The 16,586-nt window shown below is 37.0% G+C and carries 17 protein-coding genes; 7 read left to right on the forward strand and 10 right to left on the reverse strand.

Annotated features, from left to right (window positions below):
• Positions 1–282 precede the first annotated feature (282 nt).
• Entirely contained in the window at positions 283–828 is a 546-nt protein-coding gene (locus ACPUVN_RS14265; protein WP_426359651.1) for a DUF6795 domain-containing protein, read from the forward strand.
• Positions 825–1,973 carry a lipase family protein gene (locus tag ACPUVN_RS14270; RefSeq protein ID WP_426359650.1) on the forward strand — a complete coding sequence of 383 codons (1,149 nt, stop codon included), beginning with the start codon at positions 825–827 and terminating at the stop codon, positions 1,971–1,973. The genes ACPUVN_RS14265 and ACPUVN_RS14270 overlap by 4 nt, the downstream gene beginning before the upstream one ends.
• A 236-nt stretch (positions 1,974–2,209) precedes the next feature.
• Here ACPUVN_RS14270 and fadA read toward each other — a convergent pair whose 3' ends face one another.
• Complete coding sequence (gene fadA, locus ACPUVN_RS14275) at positions 2,210–3,373, reverse strand: acetyl-CoA C-acyltransferase FadA (RefSeq protein WP_426369297.1); 1,164 nt, start codon at positions 3,371–3,373, stop codon at positions 2,210–2,212.
• A gap of 15 nt (positions 3,374–3,388) precedes the next feature.
• Positions 3,389–5,557, reverse strand: a complete 2,169-nt coding sequence (gene fadB, locus ACPUVN_RS14280) for a fatty acid oxidation complex subunit alpha FadB (protein ID WP_426369298.1) — start codon at positions 5,555–5,557, stop codon at positions 3,389–3,391.
• A 427-nt stretch (positions 5,558–5,984) separates the two neighbouring features.
• Between fadB and ACPUVN_RS14285 the strand changes: the two genes are divergently transcribed.
• The 3 genes from ACPUVN_RS14285 to ACPUVN_RS14295 all read left to right on the forward strand — a co-directional run bounded on the left by ACPUVN_RS14285 (position 5,985) and on the right by ACPUVN_RS14295 (position 7,666).
• Complete coding sequence (locus ACPUVN_RS14285; RefSeq protein ID WP_426359647.1) at positions 5,985–6,893, forward strand: TIGR03899 family protein; 909 nt, start codon at positions 5,985–5,987, stop codon at positions 6,891–6,893.
• A 67-nt stretch (positions 6,894–6,960) separates the two neighbouring features.
• Positions 6,961–7,284 carry a transposase gene (locus ACPUVN_RS14290; protein ID WP_426359646.1) on the forward strand — a complete coding sequence of 108 codons (324 nt, stop codon included), beginning with the start codon at positions 6,961–6,963 and terminating at the stop codon, positions 7,282–7,284.
• Between the two features lie 37 nt (positions 7,285–7,321).
• Entirely contained in the window at positions 7,322–7,666 is a 345-nt protein-coding gene (locus ACPUVN_RS14295) for a hypothetical protein (protein ID WP_426369299.1), read from the forward strand.
• A 710-nt stretch (positions 7,667–8,376) separates the two neighbouring features.
• Here the strand turns inward: ACPUVN_RS14295 and ACPUVN_RS14300 are convergent.
• Complete coding sequence (locus ACPUVN_RS14300; RefSeq protein WP_426358621.1) at positions 8,377–9,126, reverse strand: IS5 family transposase; 750 nt, start codon at positions 9,124–9,126, stop codon at positions 8,377–8,379.
• Between the two features lie 317 nt (positions 9,127–9,443).
• Here ACPUVN_RS14300 and ACPUVN_RS14305 point away from each other — a divergent pair, with 317 nt between their 5' ends.
• Together ACPUVN_RS14305 and ACPUVN_RS14310 are read left to right on the forward strand one after the other, a co-directional pair.
• A complete protein-coding gene (locus ACPUVN_RS14305; protein WP_426359645.1) occupies positions 9,444–9,725 on the forward strand; it encodes a DUF1778 domain-containing protein in 282 nt (93 codons plus the stop codon).
• Positions 9,715–10,242, forward strand: a complete 528-nt coding sequence (locus tag ACPUVN_RS14310; RefSeq protein ID WP_426359644.1) for a GNAT family N-acetyltransferase — start codon at positions 9,715–9,717, stop codon at positions 10,240–10,242. Before ACPUVN_RS14305 ends, ACPUVN_RS14310 begins: the two co-directional genes overlap by 11 nt.
• Before the next feature lie 47 nt (positions 10,243–10,289).
• Here the strand turns inward: ACPUVN_RS14310 and ACPUVN_RS14315 are convergent, their stop codons facing one another.
• The 7 genes from ACPUVN_RS14315 to ACPUVN_RS14345 form a co-directional block, all read right to left on the reverse strand.
• Positions 10,290–11,039, reverse strand: a complete 750-nt coding sequence (locus ACPUVN_RS14315) for a phosphoadenylyl-sulfate reductase (protein WP_426369300.1) — start codon at positions 11,037–11,039, stop codon at positions 10,290–10,292.
• Positions 11,032–12,765, reverse strand: coding sequence for an assimilatory sulfite reductase (NADPH) hemoprotein subunit (gene cysI, locus ACPUVN_RS14320; RefSeq protein ID WP_426369301.1), 1,734 nt, complete (start codon positions 12,763–12,765; stop codon positions 11,032–11,034). The genes ACPUVN_RS14315 and cysI overlap by 8 nt, the downstream gene beginning before the upstream one ends.
• Complete coding sequence (locus ACPUVN_RS14325) at positions 12,765–14,579, reverse strand: assimilatory sulfite reductase (NADPH) flavoprotein subunit (protein WP_426369302.1); 1,815 nt, start codon at positions 14,577–14,579, stop codon at positions 12,765–12,767. Before ACPUVN_RS14325 ends, cysI begins: the two co-directional genes overlap by 1 nt.
• Before the next feature lie 104 nt (positions 14,580–14,683).
• A complete protein-coding gene (locus ACPUVN_RS14330) occupies positions 14,684–15,388 on the reverse strand; it encodes a dienelactone hydrolase family protein (RefSeq protein ID WP_426369303.1) in 705 nt (234 codons plus the stop codon).
• A 51-nt stretch (positions 15,389–15,439) separates the two neighbouring features.
• A complete protein-coding gene (locus ACPUVN_RS14335; RefSeq protein WP_426369304.1) occupies positions 15,440–15,802 on the reverse strand; it encodes a VOC family protein in 363 nt (120 codons plus the stop codon).
• A gap of 26 nt (positions 15,803–15,828) precedes the next feature.
• Positions 15,829–16,296 (reverse strand): OsmC family protein, encoded by a 468-nt coding sequence (locus tag ACPUVN_RS14340; protein ID WP_426359638.1) that lies wholly within the window; start codon positions 16,294–16,296, stop codon positions 15,829–15,831.
• Between the two features lie 41 nt (positions 16,297–16,337).
• Positions 16,338–16,550 carry a DUF3565 domain-containing protein gene (locus ACPUVN_RS14345; protein ID WP_426369305.1) on the reverse strand — a complete coding sequence of 71 codons (213 nt, stop codon included), beginning with the start codon at positions 16,548–16,550 and terminating at the stop codon, positions 16,338–16,340.
• Positions 16,551–16,586 lie beyond the last annotated feature (36 nt).

The raw sequence follows: 16,586 nt of genomic DNA on the forward strand, positions 1-16,586 counted from the left end.
ACAGCACTAACACCACAGGTAGCAATACTATTTATAAAATAGAAAGTAAAATCGACAAACTCGTTAACTGGAAATCTTTTCTTTTAATCCATATTTTAAAAGCATAACTCATCGTATTTACTTCATTTTCTCTATAGGATAAAATTGAAAAAATTATTTCAGCAAGGACAGCTAATGATTAAGCGTAGGAAACGCCTTTTCTCACCTCTTCGTTTTCGTTCCTTTTTATTCTTAGTTATTTCATGTGCACTCATGTTTCCTATAATAAGCCAAGGAGTAGATATGTTTGGTTGGTTTAAAAAACAAGACGTATTTTTAAGTTCAGAAGTAAACGGTATTGTTACCGAAAACGGTAAGCCTGTTGTTAACCTTAAAGTTATTCGTTCATTAATGTATATAGATGAAAAAGATCATCGTGATATTGCCGTTACTGATGAACAAGGGCATTTTCATTTTCCGCAAAAGAGTATCCTTTCATCTATTCCGAGCAAGCCTTTTTCTGAGGATAGAGTGTCACAACAGATAACCATTGACCGTGATGGTGAACTTATTCCTTTATGGATAGCGACTCATGTAGGTATTACCGAAATACCAGAATATACCAAAAAATTAGATTTTTTGAACTGTGAGTTAACTAACAAACGAGTGAGTTTTCAGTTTAAAAATAACAATCCCAATAACCGAGAATATCAAGCCTCTAGCATTTGTCGCTGGGATGATGACTACATCCCTTTTCTACTTTATGATGGGGAAAATCAGTATATTGTTGAAAATGGGGACTTTAATACACTAACGGATCGTTTTACAGGAAAGGAAGCCAAACTATGAATAAAACAATATCGCCAAGCATTGCGGCAAGTGTTGCCGATAGGGTCTATGATGTCAGAAAATCAAAAGAATTTGTCGATGAATTCCATCTTGATTTTATACGTAATTTCAAAATCACTAACAGCCAAATACAAGGCATTAGTGGCGGTTTAATAAACCAAGTGCTAAATCGCAGTACCGGTTTTGCATTAACTGCTCAAGGTACTTCCCCACAATTTAAGAATCATCATATTATTGGTATTCGTGGCACTAAGTTTTCCTCATTTGCCGATTGGTTGACGAACGCTAATGTCGCAGTGACACTTGGCCCTAAAAACCTTGAAGTTCATTCAGGTTTTCAAAAAGCTTTTAGCAGTATGCAATCTTCGTTCAATCAATATGTAACACAACATAATCCCAGTTGTTTACACATTGTCGGACATAGTTTAGGGGGAGCCATTGCCGAATTAACGGCTATTTGGGCAAGTGAGCGTGGCTTAGCAACTAAACTATATACCTTTGGCGCACCACGTGTTGTACTTCAAAACTCCGCACATAGAGCATCTACTAATATAGAGCATTACCGTGTCACTCATGGCGCAGACCCTGTGCCGTGTGTACCTGTTTGGCCATTTACTCATACCGTAGGTGAATATCAAACCGCCATGAATGGTGGAGCTTTTTTTAGTCTAGGAGCTCATTCTATGGCAAAGTCAGCGCCAGGATATGTCAATACTGTAAATGCTTATAAAGATTACAGCAGTATGAGTGCAGCACTTAAAACACAACACTATAAACACACAGTATTAAAGTATGAGCAGCGCCAAAATGCTTCATTTTCTCAGCGCTGGCAACAAATAATTACCGATGCATTAGTGACCTTTTTAAAGAAAACAGGTCAATATGCCATGATTGTTGCACAAGCAACCGCAAGTGTAGGGTTATCATTTTACGACATATTGGCACGTTGTTTACATGAAACTATCGTAAAGTCTAAAGAAATAGCGGAAGAATTAAGAGGCTTATTAGGCCATATGCTAGTGTTTTCAGGAAAAAGAAATCAAGCAGTTAAAGAGATGACTGCTAAGTTCATTCGTTGGGTCTTAGGTTTAATGATAAAAACGTTATATACCACAGCAAAACAAGCTATTGAGCTTATATTTTAAATATTTGTCATAACTTCAGTTATAAGTTATTTAATATGACTAAAACAGTTACTTAATTTTTTCTCGTTTTGAGCAACAGCCTTAATTTCTTGATGATGTATTAAAATGGCTAAAAGCAGACTATGCTTATGTCACTTAATACTCTTAATATCAATCATAAAAAAGCCCAACATATTCGTATGAATATGTTGGGCTTTATGATTTATAAGACTATCAGGTTTTATACGTATTAAGTGTTATACACGCTCAAATACCGTTGCGATACCTTGGCCTAAACCAATACACATAGTCGCTAAACCAATGTTTACATCTTGCCCTTCCATTAAGTTAATTAAGGTACCCGAAATACGAGAACCTGAACAACCTAATGGATGACCTAATGCTATTGCGCCACCATTTAAATTAATTTTATCGTCTAACTTGTCTTCTACTTTAAGTGCTCTTACACATGAAAGTGCTTGAGCTGCAAAAGCTTCGTTAAATTCAAATAGCTCAATATCATCTATAGATAAGCCCGCACGTTTCAATGCTTTTTGAGTGGCAGGAACAGGACCGTAACCCATAGTTGCAGGATCACAACCTGCTACACCCATACCTCTAATTTTAACGCGTGGTGTTAAACCTAGCTCTTTCGCTTTGTCTGCCGACATTACTAACATAGCTGAAGCACCATCAGATAACGCGGACGATGTGCCTGCGGTAACAGTGCCGTTTACAGGATCAAATACTGGGCGTAATGCTGACAAGCCTTCTACCGTTGTTTCTGGTCGAATAACTTCATCATGTTCAATTAAGGTTAGTGCACCTTTTGCATCATGACCTAGCGTAGGCACAATTTCATTATCCCAACGCCCTTCTAACATGGCTTGATGAGCGCGTTGATGTGAACGAGCACCAAAAGCGTCTTGCATTTCACGGGTAATTCCGTGTTGCTTACCTAGCAGTTCTGCAGTTAAACCCATGTTGCCTGAAGCTCTTGCTACATGTTTGCTTAATGATGGAGCCATATCTACATCGTACATCATAGGAACATGCCCCATGTGCTCAACGCCACCAATTAAAAATACGTCGCCTTGTCCAGACATAATGCTAGTAGAAGCATCATGTAAAGCTTGCATAGATGAACCACATAAACGGTTAACAGTTACGCCACCGATAGATTTTGGTAAACCAGCAAGTAACGATGCATTACGCGCAATGTTAAAGCCCTGCTCTTTGGTTTGTTTTACACAACCCCAAATAACATCTTCAATATCGTTTGGATCAAGCTTAGGGTTTCTTACTAAAATTTGTTCCATTAAATGTGCTGATAATGTTTCTGCACGTACATTACGGAATACACCAGCTTTTGAACGTCCCATCGGAGTTCTTATGCAATCAATTATTACAACTTCTTTCATTGTATTCTCCTCAGGTTAGGCTGTTTTAACATCAGTAGTGAAATAAGATTGACCAGATTTGGCCATTTCGCGTAATCCATCTGTCACTTGGTACATTTCACCAAGGTGAGCGAATTTATCTGCTGTAGCTATAAACTCATTTAAGCCTACAGTTTCTAAATAACGAATTGGTCCTCCTCTAAATGGAGGAAAACCTAAACCGTAAATTAAGCCCATATCAGCTTCAGCGGCGGTGTCTACAACCCCTTCTTCTAAACAGCGTACAACTTCATTCACCATAGGGATCATCAGGCGTGCAATAATATCTTCTTTAGAGAACTCTTGAGTATCGGCACAAAGTGGTGCTAATAATTCGTAAGCATCTTGTGATGCAACTTTAGTTGGACGACCACGTTTATCTTTACCGTGATCATAAAAGCCTTTTGCATTCTTCTGACCAAAACGCTCATTTTTATATAATAAACTAATTGGATCATTCTCAATCTTAGGCATGCGAGTTGGAAAACCGTCTGCCATAACACTTGTACAATGATCAGCAGTATCAATACCCACTACATCAATAAGATAAGCAGGACCCATCGGCCAACCAAAATCTTTTTCCATGATCTTATCAATCTTAACAAAGTCAGCACCTTCAAGTACTAATTGACCTAAGCCAGCAAGATATGGGAATAGAACACGGTTTACATAAAAACCAGCACAGTCGTTAACCACAATAGGTGATTTACCCATTTTAGCAGCGTAAGCAACAACAGTAGCAACAGTTTCATCTGAAGTGTCTTTACCACGAATAACTTCTACTAGTGGCATTTTGTTCACTGGATTAAAGAAATGCATACCACAGAATTTTTCTGGACGTTTCACACTTTTTGCTAATAAATCGATAGATATGGTTGAAGTGTTTGACGTAATAATTGTGTCTTCACTTACCACTCCTTCTACTTCAGCTAGAACCAAACCTTTAATCTTAGGGTTTTCAATAACAGCTTCTACAACAATATCAACACCTTTAACGCTATCGTAAGATAACGATGGAGTAATGTTATTTAACGTAGCTGCCATTTTCTTAACATTTAAACGACCACGTTCTACTTGCTTAGTTAAAATACCTGAAGCGGTACTTAATCCTAAATCAAGAGCAGCATCGTTAATGTCTTTCATTATAATTGGCGTGCCTTTGTATGCTGATTGATAAGCGATACCACCGCCCATAATACCCGCACCTAAAACAGCCGCTTTATTAATTTTTTTAGTCGCTAACTTACCGGCTTTTTTAGCTTTACCTTTAACAACTTGGTCTGCCATAAATAAACCAATTTGCGCTGTAGCAGAATCAGTTTGAGATAATTTAACAAAACCTTGGTTTTCTAAAGCCATTGCACCTGCACGATCTAACGTCGAAGCCGCTTCAATAGTGTTTACCATTACCATAGGCGCTGGATAATGTTTTCCAGCTTTAGCTGCGATCATGCCTTTACATGTACTGAAGGTCATAATGCTTTCAGTAGCACTTAATTTAAGAGGCTCTAATTTTGGTTGACGCTGAGCTTTCCAATCTAGTTTTCCAGCAATTGCATCTTTAAGCATTTTAACAGCAGATACCATTAAGTCTTCTGGTGCTACTAATGCATCTAATAAGCCAGCAGCTAAGGCAGGTTCACCACGATAAGCAGTACCTGTAGAAATCCACTCAACTGCATTGTCTGCACCAATAACTCTTGGTAAACGAACTGTTCCACCAAAACCAGGCATAATGCCTAATTTAACTTCTGGTAAACCTATGCTTACATTGGTGTCAGCTATACGATAATCACACGCTAGAGTAAGCTCACAACCGCCACCTAAAGCAATACCATTAACAACCGCCATGGTAGGAATTTTTAAATCTTCAAAAGAATCAAATACATCTGTTGTTTCTTTGATCCAGCTAAGTAATTCATCAACAGGTTTATCAAACATACCTAAAAATTCAGTAATGTCTGCTCCTACTATATAAGTAGGTTTTCCTGAAGTAACTAATACGCCTTTCGCTTCTGCGGAATTACTAATAATGTCGATAGCCGCTTTAAATTCAATAAAGGTTTGTTCATCAAACTTATTTACTGAACCCTGCGCATCAAACTTGAGTTCCACAATGCCATCTTCTAGCATTTGTACAGAAAGGCTCTTGCCTTGATAGATCATGCCTGCTCTCCTCGAAAACTTTCGCTGTATTTAGTCTGTCTGAATAATAGACCACAATCATCAAATTAGCATTGCCGCCTAAATGATGAGTTAAATTAGAATATATGAGCTATAAAATATGTCTTAAGTTCACTATTTTTTATAGAAACTCGACAAATAAAATTCAATAATTCTATTTTAGTTGCCATTGAGTTTGCCTTGAAAAAATGAGGAAATCAATAAATTTAAACAAGAGATTAAAACAACCGTTTAAATCTCTTGTTTAAATTTGTTATTTCGCTTTAAGTTTACCTGTTTTTAAAAACTAAAAGCCCTGTCAACTACCATAAAAGGCGAATACATCTTATTATATAAATGGTCTGATACTATTAATCTTAGTATTAAGAGCAATTAGGTTTATTATGATAATAAAAATTAAGGATGAATCGTGGACAAAGATAAAGCTGAATTAGCGCCGAACACAGAAAGTAATTTAGTTACTTCGTCCTCGGCTAAACCTTCAAATATAACCACAGAAACTAAAACAGCTGAGTCGGCATCTAGCTTTACGTCTCAAAAACAACTCTTAGCTTTAGCGAGACAATATGTGCTCGACGGCGCCTTAATTCCTGAAGACAAACAAATGCCGCTTGAAGAAAGAGTGGTAAAAAGAGAGCGCTTATCGCGATTACGCCAGCAACAAAACTTAGAATCAATTATAAAAAGATCGTTAACCTACTGCCCTAATAGCACTAGCACCACAAAAGCAGATCCTGACTGGTTCAACCGTTTTACAAGCTTAGCTGAAGACATTAGTAATAATACGATGCAAGATTTATGGGCTAAGATTTTGGCGGGCGAAATTACCCACCCTGGCTCTTTTTCACTAAAGTCACTCACCGTTTTTAAATCAATGAGTATTACCGATGCCAAGCTATTAGCTAAAGTATGTGGTATTGCCGTAAAAGACAGTAGTAAGAAAAATATTCGTATTATTTCGGGTGCTTATAATACGCCTGGCATATTCAGCTTTTTTAGCAAAACAACACAGCAAAGAGTTAATTTAAATCAATGTGGATTAAGTTATACAGAGATCTTAAGCCTTGCGGATAATCATCTTATTTTTATGCAGGAAGCAGAGTCAAACGAGTTACAAAAGGGAGAGAAGATGGTATTCAACTTTAATGGAAAAAACTTAACGCTAATGGCTAAAAGAAACCAATGTGGTTTAAGTTTTTACAAGTTCACTCCTGTTGGCAGTGAACTTGCTCTACTTATTTCAGATCACCCTAATAAAGATTTAATACCTTTATTAGAGTCATCATTACAGTCGCATTTTTCTGTAATCTCATCATAAAATAAACTCACTAAATCAAGGTCAAGTGTAAGTATCATCGTCCCCCCTATTATTTTAAAGGTGTGTTATGCAACTATGGATTAATCGAATAGTTATCCCAAATCAACCTCTACACATCAGACATAGAAGAAATAACCGTCAAGATATTTTTCTGTGTGAAGAAGATATGCTTCGAATAAAAGAAGATATTTTCTACGCACTGGAAAAGTCAGGCTGTCAACTTCACTCCTATGTAATAATGACCAATCATTTACATTTACTCATTCCCCCTGAAAATAAAGACCAACTTGCTATTTTTATGCAAACGATGGCGAACAAGTATGTGCGTTATTTTAATTCAAAGTATGCACGAACAGGCACTATTTGGGAGGGCGTTATAAGTCATGTTTAGTTGATAGTATTTATTTACGCTATATAAATATATAGAGATGAACCCTATTAAAGCGAAAATGGTTAAATCGCTTAATGATTATAAATGGTCTAGCTATGCACATAATGCTTTAGGGAAAAAAGATAAACTTGTCAGTGAACATGTTTTATATCAAGCATTAGGCAAAACGGTAGAAGCTAGATGCAAAGGTTATCAATCGTTATTTATTAAAGTAGAGCTAACTAAGCAAAACGATAATATTACGCAGGCAACATTACGTGGTGAAGTTTATGGTAGTGAAAATTTTCATCAGTATATTGAGAAATCTCTCACGCGCCCCACAAAGCTATCAGCACATGGTAGGGATAGAAAGAGTAAAATATACAAAAATCAAATTAGTTGACCCTTGATTTTCATGCAAGAGATCTCGATATAAAGCCAGCAGAAATCGCAGACATGGGATGTAGGATCAGGAATGACTAAAGGAGCTGCTGCTCTAGTCAATGATAGTGCTCAAACAAAAGAAACACGGAAAGGACTTTCTAAGGATGACAATGAAAATTAAGAACATAATAAGTAATCTCAATGTTGCATTCTCATTAATTATAATCTTTGTAATGGGATTTTTAATCGTTAAAAATTTGCTTTCTAGCCATAATTTTGTCAAAGGTTATGTTGAAAAAATCGATTGCCATGAAGATGTAAAAATAAAGGGGACTTATTCTTACCATATATTAACATCCAATAATTAGAGCTTTAGAAATAGATTAGATATACCTTGTAATTCCATTTCTCAAATAGAAATCGGAGATCATATTGAAGTGGAGAGTGTAGGACATATTTTTGTTCAGGTGACTCACGCAGAAATTGAGATATTTAATAGGAATTTACTAAAGATGAGGAAAAGCGGGGTGAATATCATTTTTGTACTTCTGTTTATTCTAGCGGCTGGCGACTTAATCTATCGTTTATACTTTATTAAAAAGAAGGAAAAAATCAAGGGGTCAGAGAAAGATTAAGGGGTCAGAGAAAGATTAAGGGGTCAGAGAACTTGATATATAATTTAATCAAAAATGCGTTGTGAAATCCTTCTGACTAGGGGCTGTTGATCTTTCACATTGACAGCCAAATCATTGCGCACGCCAGTGCTAGCATACTCTCGAACTGTAATTTCAATTTATCATACCTTGTAGCTATAGAACGGAAATGTTTTAGCCTTGCAAATGCATTTTCAACTAAGTGCCTATATTTATACAAGCACCAATCAATATCACCATTACCTGTTTTTGAATTTTGCTTTCTCGGTATTATAGGGATTGAGTTGCGCTCTCGAACTTTATTTCTTATAGCTTCACTATCATAGCCTTTGTCTGCGATAACAAAATCACCTTGAGGTAATAATTCAATCAGCTCATTTGCCACTTTACTATCATGAACATCACCACCTGTAATAATAAATTCGATAGGCAAACCATAACTATCAACAGCTAAGTGAATTTTACTCGTATTACCCCCTCGACTTAACGCTATCGCTTGCTCTTGTTTAGATGCAGCACCTGTACTGTGTTGGTGTGCTTTAATATAGCTACCATCAATGAACTCCCACTCTACATCACTATTAGCGGATAACGATTTGAATAACCTCATCAATATTCCCTTTCTCGACCAAAGAAGGAACCTGCGATAAATGGTATTCCATAAACCAAAACACTCTGGTAAGTCACGCCATGGGCAGCCGACACGCAAGCGATATAAAATTCCTTCCATCGTTTGTCTGTGTTCAAGCTTATTATAAACTCTATCTTCAAGCAAAATAGCTTTTAGCTTCGACCACAACTCATCAGTGAGCATTAATCGGGGCATGGTGATCTCGTAAGGTTTGTTTTTGGCGAAGTAAATTATACGAGATTACCGCTTACGTATAAAATTAAAACAAAGATCAACACCCCCTAGAATTAATTTATTGTTTTTATTTTATATTTCATAGGATTTATCACAGCCAGCTAACTTGATTGGTATATTTAAATCTATAAAGCATAAAGAGAACATTAATAAAGTAGGTTCTTTCTTACTATTTCCTCTCCCCTTTTGCCTTCTTCATACGTACTACAGACGTATATTTGCAACATCAGTCACTCTTAATGTATTATGTACGTATACAACACGTATGGAGAAGTACTATGTTATCAGTAGCTCTTAAGAAAGATGCTCGATTAGATTTAAAAACAACGGCTCAAAATAAAGAGTTGCTTGCACAAGCAGCTTTAATACGTGGTGTTGATATGACAACATTTATTATGATGCCTGCCTTAAAAGCAGCAAGAGAAGTGATTGAGCACAATGAGAAGCTTAAGCTTGATAGAGAAGAGCAGCGTTCATTATTTGCTGCATTATCTAAATCGCCTACAGCAACTGATGATTTAAAAGAGTTATTATCGGCAGGTACCTTTAGTGAGCGATAATCGATTTATATTAGAAAAATATTTACCTACCACGAGTTATTTTCAACAGAAAAAATTTGATTGTGGTAATAAACTAATTAATAAATTTGTACATTCCTCACTTAAAAAGCAGGTAAGTCGTCACTTTTCACAAGCTTATGTTTTGCTTGATGTAGAAGAAAATGAGCGATTTTCTGCTTTTTACACATTAACTTCCTTTAAATTACAAGGAAATGAGTTAGAGATTATATCTAAAGGTAGCTTACCAAGAGACATACCTTGTGTACGCCTTGTCATGTTAGGCGTTAATATTTCATTGCAGAATAAAGGCTTAGGCAGAAAACTAATGTCTGATGCTTTACATCGAGTACACAGGGCTTCTAAAGAGATAGGTATTTATGGTTTGTATTTAGATGCAGATCCTAACGCAATAAAATTTTATTTATCTTTAGGGTTTACTCGATTAGATAGTGGAAGCTTAGATGATATTGGGAAAATGTTTTTGAGTATTGATACTATTAATAGCTTGTTAGATTAGAACATGAATTATAAAAGGCTACACAATTACTATGTAGCCTGAACAATCTATATACCATCACCATCGGTATGCAAACCACATTCTCTTTGACCACCTGAGAAACGTGTATCACTTTCGTCCATACCTAAAGTCAGTGGTTTTGTACTATGTACATCACCTACAGAAACATAACCTTGATCCCATAATGGATGATACGGTAAACCGTGCTTAGTTAAATATTGGTGAACGTCTTTATTAGTCCAATCAATAATCGGATGAACCTTAAAACGACCACGTAACGTACTTACTACAGGTAAATTTTCACGATGCGCCGTTTGTTGACGACGCACACCTGTAAACCAAGTATTTGCACCTAATTCACTCAAGCCGTGTTCTAATGGCTCAACTTTATTACGACGGTTATATGCTTTTAATTCAGCATCGCCTTTATCCCATTCTTCACCGTATTTAGCTTGTTGCCAAGCTGCACTTTCTTTAGCGCTGTATACATGAAGATTAAGATCTAAGCGTTCCGTTAACTGATCAATAAATTGATAAGTTTCAGGAAATAAATGTCCTGTATCAGTGATCAATACAGGAATGTTTTTATCCACTTGCGTTAACAAGTGCAACATTACCGCTGACTGAATACCAAAGCTTGATGATAAAACAAACTGAGATGGCAAGTTTTCCATTGTCCATTCAACACGCGCAACAGCCGATTCCTTCTCTAATAACTCATTCCATTGATTCATCAATGGCTCTGGCACAGATGCCGGAGAATGGTTATTAGTGACTGCTTGGCTTGTATTAGGCATGGAAGTCACGCTTGCTAACTTTAACTTCAGCAACAATACCAGCACGTATGGTAAAATCACCAAAACCTTCATTTGCATTACGTTCTTTTGACCAACGTTCAACTAACTGATCGATTTCAGTTAAAACGCCCGCTTCGTCAACGCCATCTTTGTATAGCTTAGGTACACGAGTACCTGCATGGTTACCACCTAAATACATGTTGTATTTACCTGGACCTTTACCTACTAAACCAATTTCGGCAAGCATTGCACGACCACAACCATTTGGACAACCTGTAACACGTAAAATCACATGTTCTTCAGCTACCTTGTGCTTAGCTAAAATACCTTCAACATCAGTTACTAAACCAGGTAAGTAACGCTCAGCTTCAGCCATGGCTAATGGACAAGTCGGAAATGCCACACAAGCCATTGAGTTTTTACGTTGATTAGATGTTTCGTCTTTAATTAAGCCGTATTGACGCGCTAATGTTTCAATATTCGCTTTATCAGCTTCAGCAACACCCGCAACAATTAAGTTTTGGTTGGCTGTCATTCTAAAGTCACCTTTGTGAACTTTAGCAATTTCAGCTACACCCGTTTTAAGTGGGCTGTCTGGAGCATCAATTAAACGACCATTTTCAATAAATAGTGATAAATGATGCTTACCGTCAAAACCTTCAACCCAACCTATGCTATCACCACGGCTCGTGAATTCGTATGAACGACTTTCACCAAATTTAATACCCGCACGCTTTTCAACTTCAGCTTTAAAGGTATCAATACCTACACGATCTAATGTGTATTTAGTTTTAGCATTTTTACGGTTTACGCGGTTACCCCAATCACGTTGAGTAGTTACAACAGCTTCTGCAACCTGTAACGTATCTTCAATTGAGATATAGCCAAAATCGTCAGCTTTACGTGGATAAGTAGAATTATCACCATGAGTCATGGCTAAACCACCACCCACTAATACGTTAAAACCAACTAACTTACCGTTTTCAGCAATGGCTACAAAGTTTAAATCGTTTGCATGCACATCAATGTCATTCTTAGGTGGAATAACAACAGTAGTTTTGAATTTACGTGGTAAGTAACTCTCACCTAAAATAGGTTCTTCCGTTGATTCAACTTTTTCAGCGTCTAACCAAATTTCAGCATAGGCTTTCGTTTTTGGTAACAAATGTTCGCTGATTTTTTTCGCCCATTCATAAGCTTCTTGATGAAGTTCAGATTCAATTGGGTTACTTGTACATAATACGTTTCGGTTAACATCACCAGCAGTCGCAATACCATCAATACCGATGCTATTTAACGTTTGGTGCATTAACTTAATGTTTGGCTTTAAAACACCGTGGAATTGAAACGTTTGACGTGTTGTTAAACGAATACTTCCGTAAGAGGTATAATCTGCAGCAAACTTGTCAATTGCTAACCATTGCGATGGCGTAATAATACCGCCAGGCATACGAGCACGAAGCATTACGTTATGTAATGGTTCTAACTTTTGCTTTTGACGCTCTGCACGAATGTCACGGTCATCTTGTTGATACATGCCATGAGTACGGATTAACTGGTAGTTATCAGGTGTAAAACCACCTGTCATTCTGTCAGCTAGATCGGCAACAATCGTTCCGCGTAAGTAGTTACTTTCTAACTTTAAACGCTCGTTATCCGCATGTTTACCTTCAACAATGATTGGACCATCACCGGTAGATTTAATGTCTTTAAATTCATTTGTCATTAGTATACGTCCTTCTGGTAACGTTTGTTGCTGCGTAACGATTTCAAATAGTCTTCTGCTTGCTCAGGTGTTAAACCACCTTGAGAGGCGATAACGTCAACTAAAGTATTGTGAACGTCTTTTGCCATACGATTTGCATCACCACAAATATATAAGTGTGCACCACGCTCTAACCATTCAAATACTTCTTTAGCGTTTTCTTTAATTCTGTCTTGTACATAAACTTTTTCAGCTTGGTCGCGAGAGAAAGCTACGTCCATTTTAGTTAATAAGCCTGATTTTAAGTAACCTTGCCATTCAACTTGATATAAGAAGTCTTGCGTAAAGGTTTGATCACCGAAAAACATCCAGTTATCACCTTCAGCTTCAGCAGCATCACGCTCTTGCATGAATGCTCTAAATGGAGCAACACCTGTACCTGGACCTACCATTATCACTGGCGTATTACCGTCAGCTGGTAAACGGAAGTTATCGTTGTGTTCAACAAATACTTTAACAGTAGCGCCTTCTTCAGCATCGTTTGTTAAGAAACCTGAAGCACCACCAAAACGTGTAACGCCATTTTCTTCATAACTAACTAAACCAACCGTTAAGTGAACTTCTTCTTCAACTTCAGTTTGGCTTGATGCTATTGAATATAAACGCGGTGTGATTTTACGAAGTGCATCAACAAATACTTGTGCGGCTACATCACTTGGCGCAGCACTAACAATATCAACAATTTGGTGTTCAGCTGAATATTCGCGTGCTGCGTTTTTGTCTTCAGCTAAAGCTTTAAGTTTTGCATCACCTGAAATACTTGCCCAAAATTCAATAAAAGCTGGAGCCGTTTGGGTAATTTCTAATTCAGATGTTAATGCTTGGCTTAACGTAAAGTTTTCGCCTTTAATACTAACGTTTTCATCAGCACTTAATTTTAATACGGCAATTAACTCTTCAACTAAAGCTGTAGAGTTTTCAAACCAAACACCTAAAGCATCACCTACTTGGTAAGTTAAGCCTGACTCGCCTAAATCTATTTCAACGTGACGAACATCTTTAGCAGAATCTCGTCCGGTAATTTTTTGGCTAACTAATAATTCAGCTGCATATGGCGTTTGTTTCGTATACTGACTTTCAACTTCAACAGAGCCTGTTAAACCAGCTACTGGTGCAACACCTGCGTCGCCAGATTGAGTTAACTCTTCTTTTAACGTGTCAATAATATGAACAGACCAAGATTGAGCATCTTCTTCATAGTCAACATCACAATCAACACGAGGTGAAACTGCAGTTGCTCCTAATGCTTTTAAGCGTTCGTCAAAATCTTTACCTGTTTGGCAGTAAAATTCGTAGCTACTATCGCCTAATGACAATACGCTATATTTTAATGTTGGTAATTTAGGTGCTTTTTTAGAGGCTAAAAACTCATGAAATTCAATCGCATCATCTGGCGCTTCGCCTTCACCGTTAGTACTAGTAACGATAAGTAGATGTGTTTCTGATTTTAAAGATTTAGGTTTGTATTCTGAAACGTTTTTCAAGTTAACAGTAATACCCGCAGCTTTCGCACTTTCAGCTAACTTTTTAGCAACACCTTTGGCATTACCTGTTTGCGATGAAAATAGGATAGTAAGCGCTGCCTGCACTTGTGCAGATGCACCAGCTGTAGCAGTAGGAAGTGCAGCAACAGAGCCACCTTCACTTTTTGCTGCTAAGTAACCACTTGTCCATGCTAATTGTAGCGGTGTATAAGCTGCTATAGCTTCTTGTAAAGATGCAAGCTGGTTTGCATCTAGCATTGTTTGGTTTAAATTTTTCTGACCTGGCAACATAATGTCAACTCGCCCATTTAGAAGTAATAGGCAAATAATAATAGTCTTGCCCGAAAAAGAAAAAGATTAGAAGTTGCCTTTTTATTCCAAAAAAGAATATAGGCTTAAGATAACAGACCTCTCGGTCTAGTAAGTTCTTCGAAAAGCCAAGCATTGTATGTTCTGTAGGCCTGCGGATCAAAGTTAATTGATTTTTTGTTCATAAATCCATGATAAAAACGACTGCGTTTAATTGATATCAAAGACAAGTTTTCAAGCCTTTCTTGTAAAACATCAAGATCAAAATGCTCTTCCATCGCGGGTAAAACAACTGTGCTTTCCATTTTAGGATGAATATGTGTTAAATGCCGAATTTGTGAACCATAAAAATAGATGGCTTGTTCTACATTAAGATTGTCTTTATCTGAAATAGACCACATAGCGGCAGCGCCTACACTAAAGCCAATCACTTTAGTTTTAGCTTTGGTTTTAGCTCTGGTTTTAGCTTTAAGTGAGTTTTGAGATTTGTTTAATAAGTTAATAGTTTGATTAGAGAGAATCGAATATAAATGTTGAGCATATTTTTCGACACCTACACGCTCAATAAAATATTCATACGCGTTCGTTTCATTATCAAAATTCATCTGTTGCCCTTGATAAGGATCAACAATAATAATAAATGATACGCTTTTATTGGCTAAAGCGAGTGACGTAGCTAATTCATCTTTCAGTTCAAGCAAAGCAGGAGTAATACCAAAGATGTCGGCGACTATATAAATGTTAGTTATATTATTAGCACTTACAGGTGATAGCTTCACTTGATCTGTCATCTAAATTGTATCCTTGGTTTTTTTGAATTAGCTGCTTTTAATTATCAAAAGCTAAAGCTCGCCCCATACAGCAAATTCATTACCACTCGGCTCAGTAAAGTGAAAACGTTTACCACCTGGAAATTCAAAAATGTCTTGAGTAATAATACCGCCCGCTGCTTTGATTTTGTTTTGTGTTGTAATCAGGTTTTGGCTAAAGAGTACAATTAGCGCTCCACCTGTAGCTTGCGTACTTGATAATTCAGCTTTGAAGAATCCACCATCTAAACCTTGATGAGTAAAGGCTGTGTATTCTGGTCCAAAATCTTGAAAGGTCCAGCTAAACGCAGCTTCGAAAAAAGCTTTTGTCCCATTAAGATCTTTTGCTGGAAACTCTACATAATTTATTTTTTCGTGATTGTTGTGAACTGTCATTATGCTTTCCTTATTTCAGTTTTGATTCACTCTTGAATTTCAGTCACAACGTCTGCTTTAACTGAATTAGCGATAAAACATTGTTGATGAGCTTGATGATGCATTTTTTCGAGTAATTCATACACAGGTTGAGTATCTGCTGAAAAAGTCACTTTAGGCTTTAACGTGACTTTAGTGATAGAAACATGACCTTGGATGTCTTTTTCCATAACACCTTCAGCTTTATCCTCATAACACTCAATAATCAGCTTGTTTTTTGCAGCAATCGATAAGAAAAACAACATATGACAACTTGAAATAGAAGCTATAAAAGCTTCTTCAGGATCTACATTCGTTTCAACTGAATACGGTAAAGGCACAATATGAGGGGAGGAAGAAGCGGCCACAATAGCGCCACCATCAAAAGACCAAGTGTGCGCGTGACTGTATTTGTTGTCTAGATAGTTTTCATTATCTTGTTTAGCCCAATTAATCTGTGCAAAATATGTCGACATCTCTTATTCCTTTTAAAAAAAACCTTTAAGACCTTTTAACGCTAAAGTACCTTATAGTCTGGCTCAGCACCTTGATCACACTTTTTACAATTAAGCTCCTGCCCTATCATCGCTTGTCGCCCTTCAAGGGTTATAACCCAAGGTCGATTCGTCCAAGGAGGATTATGCCTAACATGTTGAAAGTGTCCGCAGTTTAGCCTTGCCACCCAATGGTCTTCTTCATCTTTATGATAATCGGCAATTGCTCTATTCACGTTTAACCTTAGTCATCTTCAGTATATTGATATTAG

It is taken from the genome of Pseudocolwellia antarctica (genome assembly GCF_049933045.1).
Taxonomy (GTDB): domain Bacteria; phylum Pseudomonadota; class Gammaproteobacteria; order Enterobacterales; family Alteromonadaceae; genus Pseudocolwellia.